Origin of the sequence: Lentzea fradiae (genome assembly GCF_900100955.1) — a bacterium.
GTDB classification, from domain to species: domain Bacteria; phylum Actinomycetota; class Actinomycetes; order Mycobacteriales; family Pseudonocardiaceae; genus Lentzea; species Lentzea fradiae.
This window is the reverse complement of the sequence record NZ_FNCC01000016.1, coordinates 179,562-197,231: the sequence shown is the minus strand read 5'-3', so window position 1 is coordinate 197,231 and position 17,670 is coordinate 179,562. Positions and strand designations below refer to the sequence as shown.

18 protein-coding genes are annotated in these 17,670 nt (G+C 69.5%); 9 read left to right on the top strand and 9 right to left on the bottom strand.

Translation table 11 applies throughout. The features are described from left to right. The first annotated feature begins 84 nt into the window (after positions 1–84). Positions 85–744 carry an alpha/beta fold hydrolase gene (locus BLT23_RS32930; RefSeq protein ID WP_090056802.1) on the top strand — a complete coding sequence of 220 codons (660 nt, stop codon included), beginning with the start codon at positions 85–87 and terminating at the stop codon, positions 742–744. On the opposite strand, the gene BLT23_RS32925 is transcribed toward BLT23_RS32930, so the two are convergent. Continuing rightward, positions 741–1,358, bottom strand: coding sequence for a DUF3710 domain-containing protein (locus tag BLT23_RS32925; protein ID WP_090056798.1), 618 nt, complete (start codon positions 1,356–1,358; stop codon positions 741–743). The two genes, BLT23_RS32930 and BLT23_RS32925, sit on opposite strands and share 4 nt — an antisense overlap. A 3-nt stretch (positions 1,359–1,361) precedes the next feature. Beyond that, on the bottom strand, positions 1,362–1,835 hold the full coding sequence (gene dut, locus BLT23_RS32920; RefSeq protein WP_090056794.1) for a dUTP diphosphatase: 474 nt from the start codon (positions 1,833–1,835) through the stop codon (positions 1,362–1,364). A 24-nt stretch (positions 1,836–1,859) separates the two neighbouring features. On the opposite strand from dut, the gene BLT23_RS32915 reads away from it, so the two are divergent. Continuing rightward, positions 1,860–2,321, top strand: a complete 462-nt coding sequence (locus BLT23_RS32915; RefSeq protein WP_245744442.1) for a DUF3093 domain-containing protein — start codon at positions 1,860–1,862, stop codon at positions 2,319–2,321. Between the two features lie 75 nt (positions 2,322–2,396). Here BLT23_RS32915 and BLT23_RS32910 read toward each other — a convergent pair whose 3' ends face one another. Then, positions 2,397–2,696 (bottom strand): DUF4193 domain-containing protein, encoded by a 300-nt coding sequence (locus BLT23_RS32910; RefSeq protein ID WP_090056966.1) that lies wholly within the window; start codon positions 2,694–2,696, stop codon positions 2,397–2,399. 420 nt (positions 2,697–3,116) lie between these two features. On the opposite strand from BLT23_RS32910, the gene cei reads away from it, so the two are divergent. Then, positions 3,117–3,824 carry an envelope integrity protein Cei gene (cei, locus tag BLT23_RS32905; protein WP_281248925.1) on the top strand — a complete coding sequence of 236 codons (708 nt, stop codon included), beginning with the start codon at positions 3,117–3,119 and terminating at the stop codon, positions 3,822–3,824. A gap of 648 nt (positions 3,825–4,472) precedes the next feature. On the opposite strand, the gene BLT23_RS32900 is transcribed toward cei, so the two are convergent. Continuing rightward, positions 4,473–5,267: an inositol monophosphatase family protein gene (locus BLT23_RS32900; protein ID WP_090056784.1), complete on the bottom strand. Its 795-nt coding sequence runs from the start codon at positions 5,265–5,267 to the stop codon at positions 4,473–4,475. Positions 5,268–5,383: 116 nt separating this feature from the next. Here BLT23_RS32900 and ppgK point away from each other — a divergent pair, with 116 nt between their 5' ends. From ppgK to BLT23_RS41885, 4 genes are all read left to right on the top strand, one after another. Further along, positions 5,384–6,145, top strand: a complete 762-nt coding sequence (ppgK, locus tag BLT23_RS32895) for a polyphosphate--glucose phosphotransferase (RefSeq protein WP_090056781.1) — start codon at positions 5,384–5,386, stop codon at positions 6,143–6,145. Positions 6,146–6,384: 239 nt separating this feature from the next. Further along, positions 6,385–7,713, top strand: a complete 1,329-nt coding sequence (locus tag BLT23_RS32890; RefSeq protein WP_090056778.1) for an RNA polymerase sigma factor — start codon at positions 6,385–6,387, stop codon at positions 7,711–7,713. Positions 7,714–7,789: 76 nt separating this feature from the next. Further along, positions 7,790–8,362 carry a nucleotidyltransferase family protein gene (locus BLT23_RS32885; protein ID WP_090056775.1) on the top strand — a complete coding sequence of 191 codons (573 nt, stop codon included), beginning with the start codon at positions 7,790–7,792 and terminating at the stop codon, positions 8,360–8,362. Positions 8,363–8,742: 380 nt separating this feature from the next. Further along, entirely contained in the window at positions 8,743–8,922 is a 180-nt protein-coding gene (locus tag BLT23_RS41885; RefSeq protein WP_231642793.1) for a DUF7455 domain-containing protein, read from the top strand. A gap of 97 nt (positions 8,923–9,019) precedes the next feature. On the opposite strand, the gene BLT23_RS32875 is transcribed toward BLT23_RS41885, so the two are convergent. From BLT23_RS32875 to BLT23_RS32860, 4 genes are all read right to left on the bottom strand, one after another. Further along, on the bottom strand, positions 9,020–10,174 hold the full coding sequence (locus BLT23_RS32875) for an ROK family transcriptional regulator (RefSeq protein ID WP_176947031.1): 1,155 nt from the start codon (positions 10,172–10,174) through the stop codon (positions 9,020–9,022). A gap of 4 nt (positions 10,175–10,178) precedes the next feature. After that, positions 10,179–11,606: a sugar ABC transporter permease gene (locus BLT23_RS32870; protein ID WP_090056772.1), complete on the bottom strand. Its 1,428-nt coding sequence runs from the start codon at positions 11,604–11,606 to the stop codon at positions 10,179–10,181. A 20-nt stretch (positions 11,607–11,626) separates the two neighbouring features. After that, positions 11,627–12,400, bottom strand: a complete 774-nt coding sequence (locus tag BLT23_RS32865; protein WP_090056768.1) for an ATP-binding cassette domain-containing protein — start codon at positions 12,398–12,400, stop codon at positions 11,627–11,629. A 74-nt stretch (positions 12,401–12,474) separates the two neighbouring features. Continuing rightward, positions 12,475–13,599, bottom strand: a complete 1,125-nt coding sequence (locus BLT23_RS32860; RefSeq protein WP_090056764.1) for a sugar ABC transporter substrate-binding protein — start codon at positions 13,597–13,599, stop codon at positions 12,475–12,477. 249 nt (positions 13,600–13,848) lie between these two features. Here BLT23_RS32860 and BLT23_RS32855 point away from each other — a divergent pair, with 249 nt between their 5' ends. Then, positions 13,849–14,637, top strand: a complete 789-nt coding sequence (locus BLT23_RS32855; RefSeq protein ID WP_245744439.1) for a class I SAM-dependent methyltransferase — start codon at positions 13,849–13,851, stop codon at positions 14,635–14,637. A 6-nt stretch (positions 14,638–14,643) separates the two neighbouring features. On the opposite strand, the gene BLT23_RS32850 is transcribed toward BLT23_RS32855, so the two are convergent. Next, entirely contained in the window at positions 14,644–16,329 is a 1,686-nt protein-coding gene (locus BLT23_RS32850; RefSeq protein WP_245744451.1) for a DEAD/DEAH box helicase, read from the bottom strand. 167 nt (positions 16,330–16,496) lie between these two features. Between BLT23_RS32850 and BLT23_RS32845 the strand changes: the two genes are divergently transcribed. Then, positions 16,497–17,591, top strand: a complete 1,095-nt coding sequence (locus tag BLT23_RS32845; protein WP_425434439.1) for a YihY/virulence factor BrkB family protein — start codon at positions 16,497–16,499, stop codon at positions 17,589–17,591. The last annotated feature ends 79 nt before the right edge of the window (positions 17,592–17,670 follow it).

Sequence of the window (17,670 nt, the reverse complement as noted above, 5' to 3'; positions counted from 1 at the left end):
CCCGACTCCCGCGATGCTCCGAGGGCCCGGTGGTGTGGACCCGTCTGACAGTGAGGGTACGCAGGGGGGCCGACAATCACGGGCGTGCCTGCCGAGACCGTCGTACTCCTGCCCGGAACCGCCTCTGACGAGAACTTTGTCCGGTTCGTGTTCGCCGAGCCGTTGTCGCAGGTGGGAGCCGTTCTGACCGCTCCGCGAGTCCGCACGGTGGCCGATCGGGTGGAGGCGCTCGACAACGCCTGGACAGGCCACCCGATCGTGGTGGGTGGTGTCTCGCTCGGTGCGCACGTCGCCGCGCGGTGGGCGGCCGGGAACCCGGACAAGTGCGCCGGTCTGGTGCTCGCGCTGCCGGCGTGGACCGGTCCCGCCGGCGACGCACCCGCGGCACTGGCCGCCAGGGTGAGCGCGCGGGTCGTGGCGGACCAGGGCCTGGAAACCGCGCTCGCGGGCACGACCGGCTGGCTGCGCGACGAGCTGTCGAGGGCGTGGCGCGGCTACGGCGACCAGCTGGTGCCGCACCTGGAGGAAGCGTCCGCCTCGGAGGCGCCGACGCTCGACGAGCTGAGGTCGTTGCGCGTGCCGACGGGCATCGTCGGGTGCACCGACGACCCGGTGCACCCGATCGAGGTCGCCCGGGAGTGGGCGGACGCCCTCCCCCGCGCCGTGCTCACCACGACGACGCTGGACGCCTACCCGCACGCGCTGGGGCGTGCGGTGCAGGCGTGGCGACGAGCGCGGGACTAACCCTGCTGCTGCTGGATGTGCCGGGCGATCGCCTCCGGCAGCTCCACCGGCAGCGGCGTGCGGGGCGGCATCGGCTGCTCGCCGCGCACGACCACGGTGCCGCGCAGCATCTCGCGCAACGCCGCGGAGTTCTGCGCGAAGTGCTCCTCGGGACCGGCGGCGACACCGCGCAGCATCCAGCGCGGCCCGTCGATGCCGACGAAGAGGATCTGCACGCCCTGGTTGCGGGCGGTGATCTCCTCGCCCCACTCGCCGTTCTCCCGGTTGATCCTGGCGCCGTCCTCCTTGAGGCCCTGGATCAGCTCGGCGCCGACCTCCTTCCAGAGGCCGCCCGACTTCGGCGCGGCGAACGCGCTGATGGTCAGCTGGCCGACCGGCGTGAGGACGTGCACCGCCCGCACCGAACCGGTCTGCTGGTCCATCTCGACCTGCAGCTGGGCCTCGTCCGGCATCGGCAGCAACACCGATCCCAGGTCGAGCCGCTGCACATCGTCGTGAGGCGCCACGGTCGAGTCCCACGGGCCCTCGACGTCGTCGAAGTCCTCGTCGTACTCCGGCCCCGTCTCGACAGCCCCCGAGGAGTGACGACCGCGCTTGCGGCGCCTTCCGAACATGCCCTACCCCTCTGCATCCGTACGGGCGAGCACGGCGTGCCCGCCGGTCGAGCCATAGCCTCCCGCACCGCGCTCCGTCTCCGGCAACGCGTCGACCTCGCGGAACACCGCGTGCTCGACGCGTTGCACGACGAGCTGGGCGATCCGGTCGCCGCGCGACAGCGCGATCGGCTCACGGAGATCATGGTTCACGAGGCAAACGCGGATCTCACCGCGGTAGCCCGAGTCGATCGTGCCCGGCGTGTTGACGACGCTCAGCCCGGCCCGTGCGGCCAGCCCCGAACGGGGGTGCACGAAGCCCGCGAACCCCTCGGGCAGCGCGATGGCGACACCGGTGCCGACGACCGCGCGCTCGCCTGGTGGAATGACCACGTCCGACGTGGTCACCAGATCCGCGCCCGCGTCACCGCGACGGGCGTAGGCGGGTACGGGAACCCCCGGATCGAGCCGGGTCAGCAACACCTCGACGCTGGACACGGCGGGCGAGATTACCCTGAGGACGTGAGTGAGACTGCCGTGACCGCCACTACGACCTACCGCGAACGCCTGTACGTGACCTGGTGGATCTGGCCGTTGCCGCTGCTGGCGGCCGCGCTGCTGGCCGCGGAGGTGCACATGGGCTTCCCCGGCGTGCGGTCCTGGCTGCCGTACGTGGTCCTGCTGCCGCTGACCGTCCTGCTGATCGTGCGGATGGGGTCCACGAAGGTCGAGGTGGCCGACGGGGAGCTGCGGGCGGGCGACGCGCACATCCCGCTGGAGCTGCTCGGCGAGGTGGAGATCATCGCGCAGGAGAACCGGCGCAGGACGATGGGCCCCGACCTCGACCCCGCCGCCCACGTCGTGCACCGCGGCTGGGTGAAGCCGCTCGTGCGGGTGCGGGTGAACGACCCGGAGGACCCGACGCCGTACTGGGTGATCAGCACCCGGCACCCGGAACGGCTCGCCGCCGCGATCAGGTCCTGAACAACACAACTGGGCGCCACCCGAGAGGGTGAGCGCCCAGTGGCTTCTTCGCGGACGGGCAGGACCCGGGAGCTCTCAGGCGCAGTCGCGGCAGATGTACACGCCGCCGTTGTCCTCGGCGAGCCTGCTGCGGTGGTGCACCAGGAAGCACTTCGAGCACGTGAACTCGTCCGCCTGCTTGGGCAGCACCTTGAAGGTGAGCTCCTCGCCGGACAGGTCGGCGCCGGGAAGCTCGAAGTTCTCCGCGGTCGCGTCCTCGTCGACGTCGACGACGCCGGACTGCGTCTCGTTCCGCCGGGCCTTCAACTCCTCGAGGGAGTCCTCAGCGAGCTCGTCCGCCTCGCTGCGACGCGGCGCGTCGTAGTCGGTCGCCATCTTCTTCACCCCTGCGGTCTACGGAGACTGTTCGTGTCGCTGGTTAACGCTCCAGCGCCCTCATTTGTGCCCCACGTCAAGGTGACGTAGGTCTCTCGCACTCCTCGCGAAGCCAACCCCCTCGACGTGACCGTCGGCTTGATCGACATGTGTGCGGAGCGCGCAGAGGGTAGCTCATTCGCGGAGTGCCTTGGCATCGGGTTACCCCTTACCGACCGGACGGGTGAAACAACCTTTCTACGCTGGACCGATACCCTGTGCGGGAGCACGTTCGCACCCGCGTGCAACGCCGCGCCGGGCCGGCGCCGTCCTGACTGTGAGCAATCAGGCCGGTGCAGTGGGTCACACCCACCGGAGCGCGCGAAAGCCTGGCAGGGCCTAGGCTGATCACAGGGTCGGATCACGGGGAGGGCTTCGGACGTGGGATCCGCATCGGGGAGCTTCACGCCTTACAAGAGGCGCCGGCCGGTGCCCGCGCTCGTCCTGTTCACGCTGCTGTTGGTCAGCTCCGTCTTCGTCTGGGTCAAGGTGCTCGGCGCCGCGAGCGACGTCGACGCGGCCATCAGGTGCAACCCTCCCGGCGGCGCGACGACGTCCGCCACCGCCGAGGCCGACCCGGCCACCGCGGCACCGCCGCCGCTCGGCACGGTCCTGGAGCACGACGCCCTCGACCGCACGAACCCGGTGCCGGTCAGCGAGGTCAACTTCAAGGTCGTCAACGCCTCGACGCAGCGCAACCACGCCAAGGCCGTCGCGACGATGCTCAGCGAGCTCGGCCTCAAGCAGGCCGCCGACCCCGGCAACGACGCGATCTACCCCGCGGGCGACATGGCGTGCCGCGGCCAGATCCGCTTCGGCGCCCCCGGCGCCCAGGCCGCGCGGACGCTCTCGCTGCTGGAGCCGTGCCTGGAGCTCGTGCGCGACGCCCGCCAGGACGCCACCGTCGACGTGGCGATCGGCAAGAAGTTCGACGAGGTCAAGCCGAACAGCGACGCCCGCAAGGTGCTCGACCAGCTCGCCGAGTGGGCGGCGCAGCAGCCGGAGCAGCAGGGCGGTCAGGTCGCGGCACAGGCGCCGCCGACGCTGAACCCGGACAACCTGACCCGCGCGCGCGACGTCACCTGCTGACCACCCCTGTCCAGGGGTGCTGCCGAGGGTGGCTCATCAGTTCAACCGGTGACGTGGATCGACGTCGACTGAGTCCTGCCGTCGTGTTGACGCGGTCCTGTCGACGTTGACGCGGCTCGGTCGACATTGACGCGCTCCGGGCGATGTCGACGCGGCTCAGTCAATGTTGACGACCCGGAATCAATGTTGACGGCTCCAGTCAATGTCGACAGCACGAGCCGGTGTTGACGCCATGCCCGAGTCGACCGCACGAATCAGCATTGACTGCGCTTTTGTCGATGTCGACTGGCACGCGTCGACGTTGAGGACTCTCGTCGATGTCGACGGCAGCCGCAACGTTGACGGCGGGGCGCAAGGTCGACGGCGGGGCGCAAGGTCGACGGCGACGATCAATGTCGACCTGCGGACGTCAACATCGAGTCAGCATGCATCAAGTCACCTGCATCGGTCGTCGACATTGACTGGTCAACATCGATTGACCGCTGTCCACGTCGAGTCGACATCGACTCGACGCCCGAAGGTCGACTGGACCCCGACGTCGACCCCGGCATCACGACTCGATGCCGGGGTCGACGTGAAGCCGGGTCGACGTGAGGTCGATGCGCCGTCAACCCGCGCCGTCAACCCCCGCGTCACCCCTGAGTCGGCTCAGACCTTGCCGAAGCCGCTGTCCGCCAGAGCGCTGTACATCGCGTCGGCGATCCCGGGCGTCGCGGCGAAGGTGACGTCCTCCCCCAGCTCCGGCGCCGACCCCGGCAGGCGCACGACGGCACCTGCCTCGGCGGCGATGAGCGCGCCGGCCGCCCAGTCCCAGCGTCCGAGCCCGTGCTCGGCGTAGGCGTCGAGCCGTCCCGCGGCCACCGCGCAGAGGTCCAGCGAGGCGGCGCCGGCCCGGCGCATGTCGCGCACGCGCGTCGCCATGCCCGCCCAGGCATCGGCCTGGCGCTGGCGCCGTTCCGCCCGGTAGGCGAACCCGTAGCCGAGCAGCGAGAGCGACAGGTCGGTGGTCGCGGAGACGTGCAGGCGCTGACCGTCCAGGAAGGAGCCGTGGCCGCGGGCCCCCGTCCACACCCGGCCCGTCGCGGGCTCCACCACGACGCCCGCGATCGACTCGCCGTCGAGCTGGGCCGCGATGGACACCGAGTACCAGGGGAGGCCGTAGAGGTAGTTGACGGTGCCGTCGATCGGGTCCACCACCCAGGTCAGGCCCTCGACGACGGAGCCGCCCTCCTCCTCACCGAGCACCGGTTCGCCGGGGCGCAACTCGGACAGACGCGTCCGGACGAGTTGTTCTGCGGCTCGGTCGGCTTCGGTGACCACGTCGGTGGACGTGCTCTTGGTGTCGAACGACACGATGGCGGAGGCGCGCATGCGCTGAACAAGAGCCCCCGCCTCCTGTCCGACGACGGTGGCGATGTCGACGAGCGGCCGGGGGTCGATCACGACCGGTTCCCTCCTGCGTCACTAGCACGGGACTATCGGACAACGTCAGGCTAATGTCTGCGCACCACGGTTACTGAATCGAAGCCAGCAGGATCTAGTAGGAAGGACCACGGGGCATGGGCATCACCCGCGGGTTCGGTGTGGACATCGGCGGTTCCGGCGTGAAGGGCGGCCTGGTCGACCTCGGGGCAGGGGCACTGGACGGCGAGCGCATGCGGATTCCCACGCCTCAGCCTTCGACTCCGGAGGCGGTCGCGGAGGTCGTCGCGGAGATCGTCGAGAAGTTCCAGTGGGAGGGTCCGGTCGGCGTCACGCTGCCGTGCGTGGTCAAGCACGGCGTCGCCCTGAGCGCCGCGAACGTGGACAAGGGCTGGATCGGCTGCGACGCGCAGAAGCTCTTCGCGGAGCGGCTGAAGCGCAGGCCCGAGGACATCGTGGTGATGAACGACGCCGACGCGGCCGGGATCGCCGAGATGTCGTTCGGCGCGGGTGTCGGCAAGACGGGCACCGTGGTGCTGCTGACGTTCGGCACGGGCATCGGCAGCGCGGTGTTCCTGGACGGCAAGCTCGTCCCGAACACCGAGTTCGGTCACCTCCAGGTCGACGGGCACGACGCCGAGAAGCGCGCCGCCGCGTCCGTGAAGGAGGAGAAGGACCTGTCCTGGGAGGAGTGGACGCCCAGGGTCTCGCGGTACATCAACGTGCTCGAGGACCTCGTCTGGCCCGACCTGGTGATCGCGGGTGGCGGTGTGAGCAAGAAGGCCCACAAGTGGTTGCCGCTGCTCAAGGTCCGCACGGAGGTCGTGGCCGCCGCGCTGAAGAACGACGCGGGCATCGTCGGCGCCGCCTGGGCCGCCGCGCACGGCGTCCGGCCCTGACCTGGGTCGCCGCGACCATTCGACACCGAAACGTGTCCGACTCGCCTTACTCGATCTAGCTGCGAGAACGCAGGTGAGAGCGCCTCGAACCACATCGGGGCGCAACACCGCGTCACCGACGTCGTTACAATGGAACGCACACCCGCCAAGCAAGATCGGCGGGGAGATCCCCCGAACTCTGGCGACCGAGGTTTCGCGCCCTCTGGTTTGCCTTGAACGACCGTCGCGAAAGGGCGTACGTGGCAGCCGCAGAAACCGCAACCCGACGCTCCAGCTCCGCCGCGAGCGCCGCCAAGACGACCAAGGCGACCGCGGCCGGCGAGGCCGAGGAGAAGCCGAAGCGCAAGACGACCGCTGCGGCAGCGAAGAAGCCCGCAGCCAAGGCCGCCGGCGCCAAGTCCCCGCGCAAGGCCGGCAAGGCCGACCCCGCCGCGAAGGGCGCGACCAAGAAGGCCGACGGCGACGAGCCGGAGGACATGGAAGGCGCTCCCGGCGCCGAGGACTTGGTCGACGACGTCGAGCTCGTGGACGAGCCCGTCGTGGACGAGCCGGAGGAGGCGGAGGACCCCAAGAACGAGGGTGACTTCGTCTGGGACGAGGAGGAGTCCGAGGCCCTGCGCCAGGCGCGCAAGGACGCGGAGCTCACCGCCTCGGCCGACTCCGTCCGCGCCTACCTCAAGCAGATCGGCAAGGTCGCCCTCCTCAACGCCGAGGAGGAGGTGGAGCTCGCCAAGCGCATCGAGGCCGGTCTGTACGCGGCCGAGCGCGTGCGCCGCTCCGAGGAGGAGCAGGAGAAGCTCACCCCGCAGCTGCGCCGCGACCTGCGCTGGATCGTCCGCGACGGCGAGCGCGCCAAGAACCACCTGCTCGAGGCGAACCTGCGCCTCGTCGTGTCGCTGGCCAAGCGCTACACCGGCCGCGGCATGGCGTTCCTGGACCTGATCCAGGAGGGCAACCTGGGTCTGATCCGCGCCGTCGAGAAGTTCGACTACACCAAGGGCTACAAGTTCTCCACGTACGCCACCTGGTGGATCCGGCAGGCGATCACCCGCGCGATGGCCGACCAGGCCCGCACCATCCGCATCCCGGTGCACATGGTCGAGGTCATCAACAAGCTGGGTCGCATCCAGCGCGAGCTGCTCCAGGACCTGGGCCGCGAGCCCACCCCGGAGGAGCTCGCCAAGGAAATGGACATCACGCCGGAGAAGGTGCTGGAGATCCAGCAGTACGCGCGTGAGCCCATCTCGCTGGACCAGACGATCGGCGACGAGGGCGACAGCCAGCTCGGCGACTTCATCGAGGACTCCGAAGCGGTCGTCGCGGTCGACGCCGTCTCGTTCACGCTGCTCCAGGACCAGCTCCAGTCGGTGCTCGCGACGCTGTCCGAGCGCGAGGCGGGTGTCGTCCGGCTGCGCTTCGGCCTCACGGACGGTCAGCCGCGCACCCTGGACGAGATCGGCCAGGTCTACGGCGTCACGCGTGAGCGCATCCGCCAGATCGAGTCGAAGACCATGTCGAAGCTGCGTCACCCGTCGCGTTCGCAGGTGCTGCGCGACTACCTCGACTAGGTCTCTACCGAGTCATACGCACGAAGCCCCGCACCGGTTCGGTGCGGGGCTTCGTGTTTTCGCGACGGAGGCCGTGATGACGGACGAACGGGCGCTGCGCGAGGCGCTGACGCGCAACGAGGCGCTGGTGGAGGTGCTGCACCGCGCGGCGGGCCTCGACCTTCCCGGCTGGTACCTGACCGCCGGATGCGTGGTCCAGACGGTGTGGAACGTGGTGACCGGCAGGCCGCCTGCCGAGGGCATCAGGGACTACGACCTGTTCTACTTCGACGACTCCGTCCTCGGCTGGGACGCCGAGGACGCGGTGATCCGGAACGGGGCTCGCGTGTTCGGCGACTTGCCCGTGGATGTCGAGATCCGCAACGAAGCGCGCGTGCACCTCTGGTACGAGGACCACTTCGGCGTCCCGTGTGCGCCGTACACGTCGACCGAGGCGGCTATCGACTCGTTCGCTTCGACGACCTGTTGCGTGGGCGTCCGACTCGATGGCGGTCAATGGCACGTGTACGCGCCGTACGGTCTCGAGGACGTCTTCGGTCTCGTCGTGCGCCCCAATCCCGTGCTCGCTCCGCGTCACGTCTACGAGACCAAAACACGGCGCTGGCGGCGGCAGTGGCCGGCGTTGACAGTGCTGCCGTGGTCCACATGATCACGCTCTCGCGTCCGAATCGTGGGACGTTCGTGACCTGTTCGCTCCGGGCGGACAAGGGCAACCGATATCACACTCCCGGCCGCACGCAACCGACCGAACAGCCGCAAGATGCTGCTCCACCAGCGGGTTTCCCGTCGCTGAGCGTGGATGTCAAGCCGATGAACCGGTGGCGAACGGAGGTGTGAACCTGCTGCGAGCGGGTAAATCGGATAGTGACGCGAGTCGCCACGCACACGGGAACACTGACTATCGCCACAACGTCTGTCAGAGTGGAGCCAGCGAGCACCGCGCACCTGCCAGGGGCGCTGTGGTCGCAGCTTGGTAAGAGGGCACCGACAGCACACCGTTGCCGGTGCTGGGACGGAGGGAGATTCATCATGACTGCAGCACTCACCCGCCCCGAGTTGACCGCTGCCGACCGCTGCGACCGCTGCGGGGCTGCTGCCCAGGTTCGCGCCTTGCTCCCGTCCGGGGGCGAGCTGCTGTTCTGCGGGCACCACGCTCGCGCGCACAGTGAGAAGTTGCGCGAACTCGCTGCTGAGATTCAGCAGGGCTGACTTCCACCCCACCTAGCCGCTCGGGGCGGGGATCCGCGAGGATCCCCGCCCCCTTCGCTTTTCCGGACGCTTCGAGCCCCGTCGCGGGAGCGCTCTCCTAAAGGGCGTCCAGCACCGGCTCGAACGCCAGTTCCGCGGCACCGACGAGCTTCGCGTCCCTGCCGAGCGGTGAGGTGACGACCTGGGTGCCGCCCACGGCGCGGGAGACGAGGCTGCGCCGCTGCACGGCGGCGCTCACCGAGTCCACCACCGACGCGGGCAGTGCTGTGTAGAGGTCGCCCAGCACGACCAGTTCCGGGCCCAGGACGTTGACGATGTTGGCGAGCCCGAGTGCGAGCCAGCCGGCGAACTCGTCCAGCAGGGACGGGTCGTCCAGCGCGCGCAGGGTCGCGACGACGGCGCCACGCGGGGCGTCGTCGGGCAGTCCCAGTGCCCGGCACAGCGCGGGTTCCCCGACCTCGGTCTCCCAGCAGCCGTCGCAGCCGCAGTAACAGCGCAGGCCGCGCGGGTTCACGACCATGTGCCCCAGTTCGCCGACGTAACCGCCGGACCCGCGCAACGGTTGTCCCGACAGGATCACGCCGCCGCCGACGCCGACGTCCGCGGAGATGTAGACCATGTCCGAGGACTGGCGTGCCGCGCCGCGCACGTGTTCGGCGAGCGCTCCGAGCTCGGCGTCGTTGCCGACCTGGACGGGCAGCTTCAGCACCGCCTCCAGGCGTTTGCCGAGCGAGACACCGGTCCAGTGCAGGTTCGGAGCCTCGTGCACGTGCCCGTCCGAGCGGCGCACGACGCCCGGCACCGAGATGCCCACCCCGAGCGGGGTGGCGTCGAGGTCGTCGGCCATGAGGCGCGCCGACTCGACGATGTGCGTGATGACCTCCCCCGGATCACGCGTCCGGTGCAGGTTCCAGCTGTCCCGCCCGAGGATCTCCCCTCCGAGTCCGACGAACCCCATCGCCACGTGCTCCACCCGCACGTCGATCGCGATCACGACCGCGGCGTGCGGCTGGGGCAGGACCAGGAGGGAGGGACGGCCCGCTCCGCTGCGCAGAGCGGGCACGCGTTCCGCGACCACACCGGCTTCGGCGAGGCCGTCCACCAGGGCCTTGATGGTGCTGCGGTTGAGCCCGAGCTCGGTCGCGAGCGAGGCCCTGGTGGACGGTCCGTCGACGTGCAGGCGGCGCAGCAGCGCCGTCCTGTTGTGCCTGCGGATCTCGTCGGGACGGGTGCCGGACGTAGGTCCCGTCACCGCGTCATCGAGCCGCGGTGGCCGCCCGGCGGCGGGACAACGCGTCGACGCTCGCGGCGAGCAGCAGGACCAGGCCGGTCACGATGAACACCACCGCGGCGGGCTGGCGGAGCAGGCCCATGCCGTTCTGGATGATCGCGAGCACCGCGCCACCGATCACCGCGTCGCGCAGGCGGCCCTTGCCACCGAACAGCGACGTGCCACCGATGACGGCCGCACCGACCGACAGCAGCAGCGTGTTGCCGCCACCGGCGTTCGGGTCGACCGAGCCGACCTTCGACGAGTACACGATGGCGCCGATCGCGGCCGCCGAGGAGGCGATCACGAAGACGCTCATGCGGATGCGCTCGACGTTGATGCCGGCGCGGCGCGCGGCTTCCTTGTTGCCACCGACGGCGTAGACGTGCCGGCCGTAGGTCGTGCGGTCGAGCACGAACGTGCCGACCACGAGCAGCACCAGGACCAGCGGCACCACGTAGGGCACGCCCTCGATGATCACGAGGTTGCTGGGCGCGCGGTTCTGGGACAGCGCGAAGGTGATCGCCGCCGCCAGCACCGTGAGCGCACCGATCTTGGTCAGCACGAGCGCCGTCGGCTGCGCCACAAGACCCTTGCGCAGACGGGAGAAGTGCCGGGAGAGCACGATCGCCGCGTAACCGCCGACCGCGACGACGAACAGCGCCCACGAGCCCACGACGTTCAGGTTGCCGTTGGCGACGTTGAAGAGCGTCTCGTCGCGCAGGCCGAGCGTGCCGCCGTCACCGATGAACTGGAGCACGACACCGCCCCAGACGAGGAACAGCGCCAGGGTCACGACGAACGACGGGATGCCGACCTTCGCCACCAGGAAGCCCGTGATGCAGCCGATGGCCGCGCCGACGCAGACCGCGAGCAGCATCTCGAGCCAGGCGTTCGCGGGGATGCCGATCGCCGAGATCAGCAGGGCGACGGCGGACAGGGCCGCACCCGCCCAGATCCTCATCAGCACGGCGAGCACGATCGCGAGCACCAGCAGGCCGCAGAACACGTAGAAGACCGTGTCCCCCATGCCACCCAGCAGGTTGCCGTTGTTGATCAGGTGCAGTGCCATGACCGCGGCCGTCACACCCGAGGCCGTACCCGCGGACAGGTCGATCTCGCCGAGCAGGAGCACGAACACCAGGCCCATCGCGATGATGGTGATGCTGGCGCCCTGCTGGAGCAGGTTGGCGAGGTTGCCGAGGGTGAAGAACGTGTCGGACAACGAGCTGAAGACGATCAGCAGCACGATGATGCCGAGCAGGGCGGGCAGTGAGCCGAGCTCGCCACCGCGGACCCTCGCCCAGTAGTCGCGAACGGCCTCGCCCGTGGACTGCGAGGTGGTGTCGATGCCGAAGTCGGAGATCGCGCCCTGAGGACTGTCCTGCGCGGGCGTCTCGGTGGTGTTGGTCATGCTCGCCTTTTCCGAACTCATCAGATCGTCGCCGCCTCGGGGCGGGCGATGCCCAGGTCACCGGATCGACCGGCGGTGATCAGCTCGACGACCTGGCCGTGCGTGACGTCCTTCGACCCCACGACGGCGGCCATGCGACCGAGGTAGAGGCACGCGATCTTGTCGGCGACCTCGAACACGTCGTTCATGTTGTGGCTGATCAGGACGACACCGAGGCCCTGCTCCGCGAGCCGGCGGACCAGGTCGAGGACCTGCCGCGTCTGCGCGACGCCGAGCGCGGCGGTGGGCTCGTCGAGCAGCACGACCTTGCTGTTCCACAGCACGGCCTTGGCGATCGCCACGGTCTGCCGCTGACCACCGGACAGCGCCGAGACCTGCGTGCGCACCGACTTGACCGTGCGCACGGACAGCGAGGCGAGCGTCTTGCGCGCCGCCTGCTCCATGTCGGTCTCGTCGAGCAAGCCGATCTTGGTGCGCTCGCGGCCGAGGAACATGTTCTGGACGATGTCCAGGTTGTCGGCGAGCGCGAGGTCCTGGTAGACGACCTCGATCCCGAGGTCCGAGGCGTCGCGCGGGCCCTTGATCTGCACCGGCTCGCCGTTGAACAGAACCTCACCGGAGTCGGTGGGGTGGATGCCCGCGATGCACTTGACCAACGTCGACTTGCCCGCGCCGTTGTCACCGACGAGTGCGGTGACCTCGCCCGGGTTCACGACGAGGTCGATGTCGTGCAGGACGTGCACGGGACCGAAGCTCTTGTTGATGCCGCGCAGCTCGAGAATCGGCTCGCTCACTGGGGATTCCTCCGTGTTACCACGCGTCGAGGGCGGGGTGCGGAGGTCCGCACCCCGCCCGGACGCAAGCGGTCCTACTTGATGCCGAGCTCGTCGCAAGCGGCCTGGGTGTCGGCCACGCAGATCTCCGAAGCCTTCACGAAGCCCGCGTCGACGACGGTCTTGACCTTGTCCTTCGTGATCAGCTGCGGCGTGAGGAGCACCGACTTGACGTCGCGGTTGCCCTTCGGGTCCTTCTCCGTGCCGGACGCGAGGGCGTCGGCGGCGGCGGTGTCACCCTTGGCGAGCGCGGCGGCCAGCTTGGCGGCGGCCTCCGCCTCCTCGTTGATCGGCTTGAAGACGGTCATGTACTGCTCACCGCGGAGCACGGCCTGCAGGCCGTCCGGGGTGGCGTCCTGACCCGTGACCGGAACCTTGCCGTTGAGGCTGTACTTCTTGAGGATCGTGATCACAGCACCGGCGAGGCCGTCGTTCGCGGCGACGACGCCGTCGACCTTGCCGTTGTTGGAGGTCAGGATCTGCTCGAAGGTCTGGCCACCCACCTGGTTGTCCCAGTCCGGGATCGGCTGCGACTGGACGAGCTTGAGCTTGCCCGAGTCGTACAGCGGCTTGAGGGCCTTCTGCTGACCCGAGTGGAACAGGGTCGCGTTGTTGTCCGTGGGCGAACCCTCGATCTCGATCACGTTCGCGCCCTGCGGAGCGTCCTTCAGGGCGTCCGCGAGACCCTGGCCCTGCAGCTCGCCGACCTTCACGTTGTCGAACGACACGTAGTAGGGCGAGCTGCCGCCGAGGTTCAGGCGGTCGTAGTCGATGACGTGGATGCCCTGCGCCTGCGCCTTCTTGGCGACAGAGGCACCGACCTCGCTGTTGGGGGTCGCGATGATCAGGACCTTCACGCCGGCGTTGATCATGCCGTCGGCGAGGGTGCTGAACTTCTGGGCGTCACCCTGGGCGTTCTGAATGTCGGGGTCGAGCCCCTCCTTCTTCAGAGCCGCCTCGAGGAGCGGCTTGTCGAAGCCCTCCCAGCGAGCCGAGGACTTCGTCTCAGGAAGGATCACGCCGACCTTTGCGCCCCCGCTGCTGCCAGAGTCCGAGTCAGTGCTGCCTCCGTTGTCGGAGGACGTGTTGGCACCACACGCCGAAACCGCCAGGGCAAGACCCGCGGTAACGACGATGGAAGCGAGGCTCTTGCTGCGCATCCGCCATCCCTTTCACTGCGCTGTGTCACAGAGAATGTTGTGGCGCACAACGTATGCCGGACATAGGCGTGACCGGAACCACACTGGATCGATTAAGTCGCAACGATGCGGTAACCCCGCCGAAATTTAGTCACCGTGAGTCGCGGAAGTGTCACCTCTGCCACACCACTGCGGGCACCAGCGATATATTGGATATCGCTTCAGGCGAACACGCGTCCGTCGTCTCCGGGACCTCTCTAGGTTGGATGGATGGCGATCGACAAGGAATCCGCCGACCGGCTGGGACTTTCGTTCGGGTCGGATGCGGCGCGTTACGACCGCACCCGTCCGGCCTATCCGGACGAGCTGGTGCGCAAGGTCGTGGCGGCGAGCCCCGGCCCGCGCGTCCTCGACGTCGGCTGCGGCACCGGGGTGCTCGCGCGGCCGTTGCGCGCGGCCGGCTGCGAGGTGCTGGGGGTCGAGCCCGACGAGCGCATGGCGCAGTTCGCCCGCGGTGGCGGGCTGGACGTGGAGATCTCGAAGTTCGAGAGCTGGGACCCGGCGGGCCGCGAGTTCGACGCCGTCGTCTCCGGGCAGGCGTGGCACTGGGTCGACGCCGAGGCGGGACCCCGGCAGGCCGCGCGGGTGCTGCGGCCGGGCGGGGTGTTCGTGGCGCTGTGGCACGTGTTCGCCCCGCCGGAGCCGATCGAGCGTGCCTTCTCCGACGCGCTGCGCAGGGTGGCGCCGGATCTGCCGGTGCCCGCGGGCCAGGGCCGTGAGGACATGACGCGGGCCTACCGGCAGGGGTGCGTGCGGACGGGTGAGGCGTTCGTCGCCACCGGCGAGTTCACGTCACCACAGCAGTGGGAGGCCGGCTGGGAGCGCGCCTACACCACCGCCGGGTACCTCGACCTCGTCCGCACGACCGGCCTGGTCGCGATGCTGACGCCGGAGCAGGTCGCCGGGCTGCTCGACGACGTCGGCGCGGCGATCGACGCGGCGGGCGGCTCCTTCCGCACCCACCACGACACGCTCGCCGTCGCCGTCACCCGCCGCTGACGCCCGTCACCAGGACCGCAGGGTCGCGATCCGCTCCTCGAGCTGCTCGATCGTGGCCATCGCGGTCGGCGGCCCGCCGCAGTACTCGCGCAGCTGGCTGTGGATCTTGCCGTGCGGCTTCTTCGTGCGGTGGTGGTGCATCGCGACGAGGGTGTTGAGCTCCTTGCGCAACGACGTGAGGCGCTCCTGCACGCCGACGGGCCGCGCCTCCCGCACCGGGGCCTCCGGCTTGGGCCGCTTGGCCGCGAGCGCCATCTGCTCCTCCTGCCGCTGCAGCAGCAGGGTGCGCACCTGGTCGGGCTCCAGCAGCCCCGGCAGGCCGAGGTACTCCTGCTCCTCCTCCGAGCCCGCGACGGTCGGGGCGCCGAACGACGACCCGTCGAAGATCACCTGGTCCAGCTCGGCGGTCGTGCCCAGGGCCGTGAAGGCGCGTTCCTCCTCGCCTGGCTCGTCCTTCGCCTGGTTCGCGGCCGCCATCAGCTCGTCGTCCCAGCCGTCCTTCTCACGGTGCGGCTTGCCCAGGACGTGGTCGCGCTCGGCCTCCAGCTCCGACGCGAGCTGCAGCAGCACCGGCACCGACGGCACGAACACCGTCGCGGTCTCACCGGGACGACGGTTGCGCACGAACCGGCCGATGGCCTGCGCGAAGAACAGCGGTGTCGACGACGACGTCGCGTACACACCGACGGCGAGCCGCGGCACGTCGACGCCCTCGGACACCATGCGGACGGCGATCATCCAGCGCTCGTTCGTCGCCGCGAACTCGGCGATCTTGCCCGACGCCTTCGGGTCGTCGGAGAGGACGAGCGTGGGGATGTGCCCCGTCACGCGCTGGAGCACCTGCGCGTACGCCTTCGCGGTCTCCTGGTCGGTCGCGATCACCAGGCCGCCCGCGTCGGGGATGCCGTTCTCGCGCTTCTGCGTGAGACGTTGGTCGGCGGCGCGCAGCACCGAGGCCATCCAGTCGCCCGCCGGGTCGAGGGCCGTGCGCCACGCCCGCGCGGTCTGCTCCTGCGTCAGCGGCTCGCCCAGCCGCGCCGTGAACTCCTCGCCCGCGCTCGTCCGCCAGGACGCCTCACCCGAGTACGCCAGGAACAGCACGGGCCGGACGACGCCGTCGCGCAACGCGTCCGAGTAGCCGTAGGTGTGGTCGGCCTTGGAGGTCTTGAAGCCGCCGTTGCTCTCCTCGTACTGCACGAACGGGATCGGCGAGTCGTCGGAGCGGAACGGCGTGCCGGTGAGGCACAGGCGGCGGACCGCGGGGGTGAACGCCTCGCGGATCGCCTCACCCCACGACTTGGCGTCACCGCCGTGGTGGACCTCGTCGAGCAGCACGAGCGTCTTGCGGTTCTCGGTGCGCACCCTGTGCAACGTCGGATGGGCGGCGACCTGTGCGTACGTCACGGCCACGCCGTGGTAGTCGCGGGAGGTCATCGCGTTGGTGTTGCGGAAGTTCGAGTCGATGTGGATGCCCTGCTCGGCGGCGGCCTTCGCCCACTGGTGCTTCAGGTGCTCGGTGGGCGTGACGATCGTGACGGCCTCGATCGTCCGGTCGGCCAGCAGCTCGGCGGCGACGCGGAGCCCGAAGGTCGTCTTGCCCGCGCCGGGGGTGGCGACGGCGAGGAAGTCCTGGGGCTTGGCGGCGAGGTACTTGGTCAGCGCCCTGCGCTGCCAGGCCCGCAGCGGTCGCATTGCTGCTGTCGCTGTCACAGACGTGTTTCTCCTCATTTGCGCAGATCAGACATGGCTTTGACATGCAACAGCCCTCAGGCGGACCGTGGCCGAGGGCACTGCGAGCCTACCCGTTCCGAGCGTCGATGCCGCGAAACGTGGCCCCATGCACCATGCTTGTCCCTGCGATGGGTTCGCCTACCGACAACAACGCGCGCAGGTCCGGCCGAAAGGGGCCGCTGCGCCTACTCGCGCGCACTCTGTCGAAGGCGTGGGAAGGCAACATCTTCTCAGAGGCCGCCGAAGCCGCGTTCTGGCAGACGCTGTCGTTCCCGCCACTGCTGCTCGGCGTGCTGGGCTCGATGGGCTGGATCGGCTCCTGGTTCGGCGACGACGTCGTCAAAGCTGTCCAGGAAAAGATCATCGGCTTCACCCGCACGATCTTCAGCGGGGACGTCGTCAACGGCGTGATCGAGCCCACGGTCGCCGAGATCCTCACGACCGGCAAGGGCGAGATCGTCTCGATCGGCTTCCTGATCTCGCTGTGGGCGGGCTCGTCGGCGATGTCGTCGTTCGTCGACGCGATCACGGTCGCCCACGGCCAGTACGGCGTGCGCAACGAGGTGTGGCAGCGCGTCTTCGCCCTGCTGCTCTACCTGGTGTCGCTGGTGGCGCTCGTGGTCGGCCTGCCGGTCCTCGCGCTCGGCCCGGACATCCTGCCGCAGTTCTTCCCGACGTCCTGGCAGCCGTACATCACGACGTGGGTCGGCCGCTTCTACTACCCCGGCGTCGGACTGCTGCTCGTGCTCTCGCTGTCGTTGCTCTACAAGGTCGCGCTGCCCAGACGGCTGCCGTACCACCGCGTGCTGCCCGGCGCGGTCCTCGCCATGGCCGTGTTCATCCTGTCGTCCATCGGCCTGCGCCTGTACATCCAGTGGATCACCACCACCGGCTACACCTACGGCGCGCTGGCGACACCGATCGCGTTCCTGCTGTTCGTGTTCTTCATCGGCCTGGCGATCACCATCGGCGCGTACTTCAACAGCGCCGTCCAGGAGATGTGGCCCGCCCGCATGACCCGCCGCCAGCGCAGGCGGTGGCGGCGGCTGGAGATGGAACGCGCCGCCTCCCGCATCCGCGAGGAGGAGAACGCGCAGCCCAAGCCCGAGAGCGGCGGCAACGGCTACTCGGCTCCGTCCCCCGCCGACACGCAGCTCACCGTGCCGCTGGAGGTCCGCAAGCAACGGCCTCCCGCGGAGGAAGAAGAACGACAGCGGGGATAGCCGTCAGGCCCCCTGAACGAGAGCAGCCGCGTCCGGTGCCTCGAGTCGTTCGAGGCACCGGACGCGGCCGACGTCGGGG

What these genes read in the sequence shown, in the direction of transcription:
- ppgK (WP_090056781.1), top strand. Translation starts at nt 5,384, where the DNA reads ATGGGCATCACCCGCGGGTTCGGTGTGGACATCGGCGGTTCCGGCGTG.
- BLT23_RS32855 (WP_245744439.1), top strand. Translation starts at nt 13,849, where the DNA reads ATGGCGATCGACAAGGAATCCGCCGACCGGCTGGGACTTTCGTTCGGG.
- BLT23_RS32925 (WP_090056798.1), bottom strand. Translation starts at nt 1,358, where the DNA reads ATGTTCGGAAGGCGCCGCAAGCGCGGTCGTCACTCCTCGGGGGCTGTC.
- BLT23_RS32870 (WP_090056772.1), bottom strand. Translation starts at nt 11,606, where the DNA reads ATGACCAACACCACCGAGACGCCCGCGCAGGACAGTCCTCAGGGCGCG.
- BLT23_RS32860 (WP_090056764.1), bottom strand. Translation starts at nt 13,599, where the DNA reads ATGCGCAGCAAGAGCCTCGCTTCCATCGTCGTTACCGCGGGTCTTGCC.
- BLT23_RS41885 (WP_231642793.1), top strand. Translation starts at nt 8,743, where the DNA reads ATGACTGCAGCACTCACCCGCCCCGAGTTGACCGCTGCCGACCGCTGC.
- BLT23_RS32885 (WP_090056775.1), top strand. Translation starts at nt 7,790, where the DNA reads ATGACGGACGAACGGGCGCTGCGCGAGGCGCTGACGCGCAACGAGGCG.
- BLT23_RS32850 (WP_245744451.1), bottom strand. Translation starts at nt 16,329, where the DNA reads ATGCGACCGCTGCGGGCCTGGCAGCGCAGGGCGCTGACCAAGTACCTC.
- BLT23_RS32845 (WP_425434439.1), top strand. Translation starts at nt 16,497, where the DNA reads ATGGGTTCGCCTACCGACAACAACGCGCGCAGGTCCGGCCGAAAGGGG.
- BLT23_RS32910 (WP_090056966.1), bottom strand. Translation starts at nt 2,696, where the DNA reads ATGGCGACCGACTACGACGCGCCGCGTCGCAGCGAGGCGGACGAGCTC.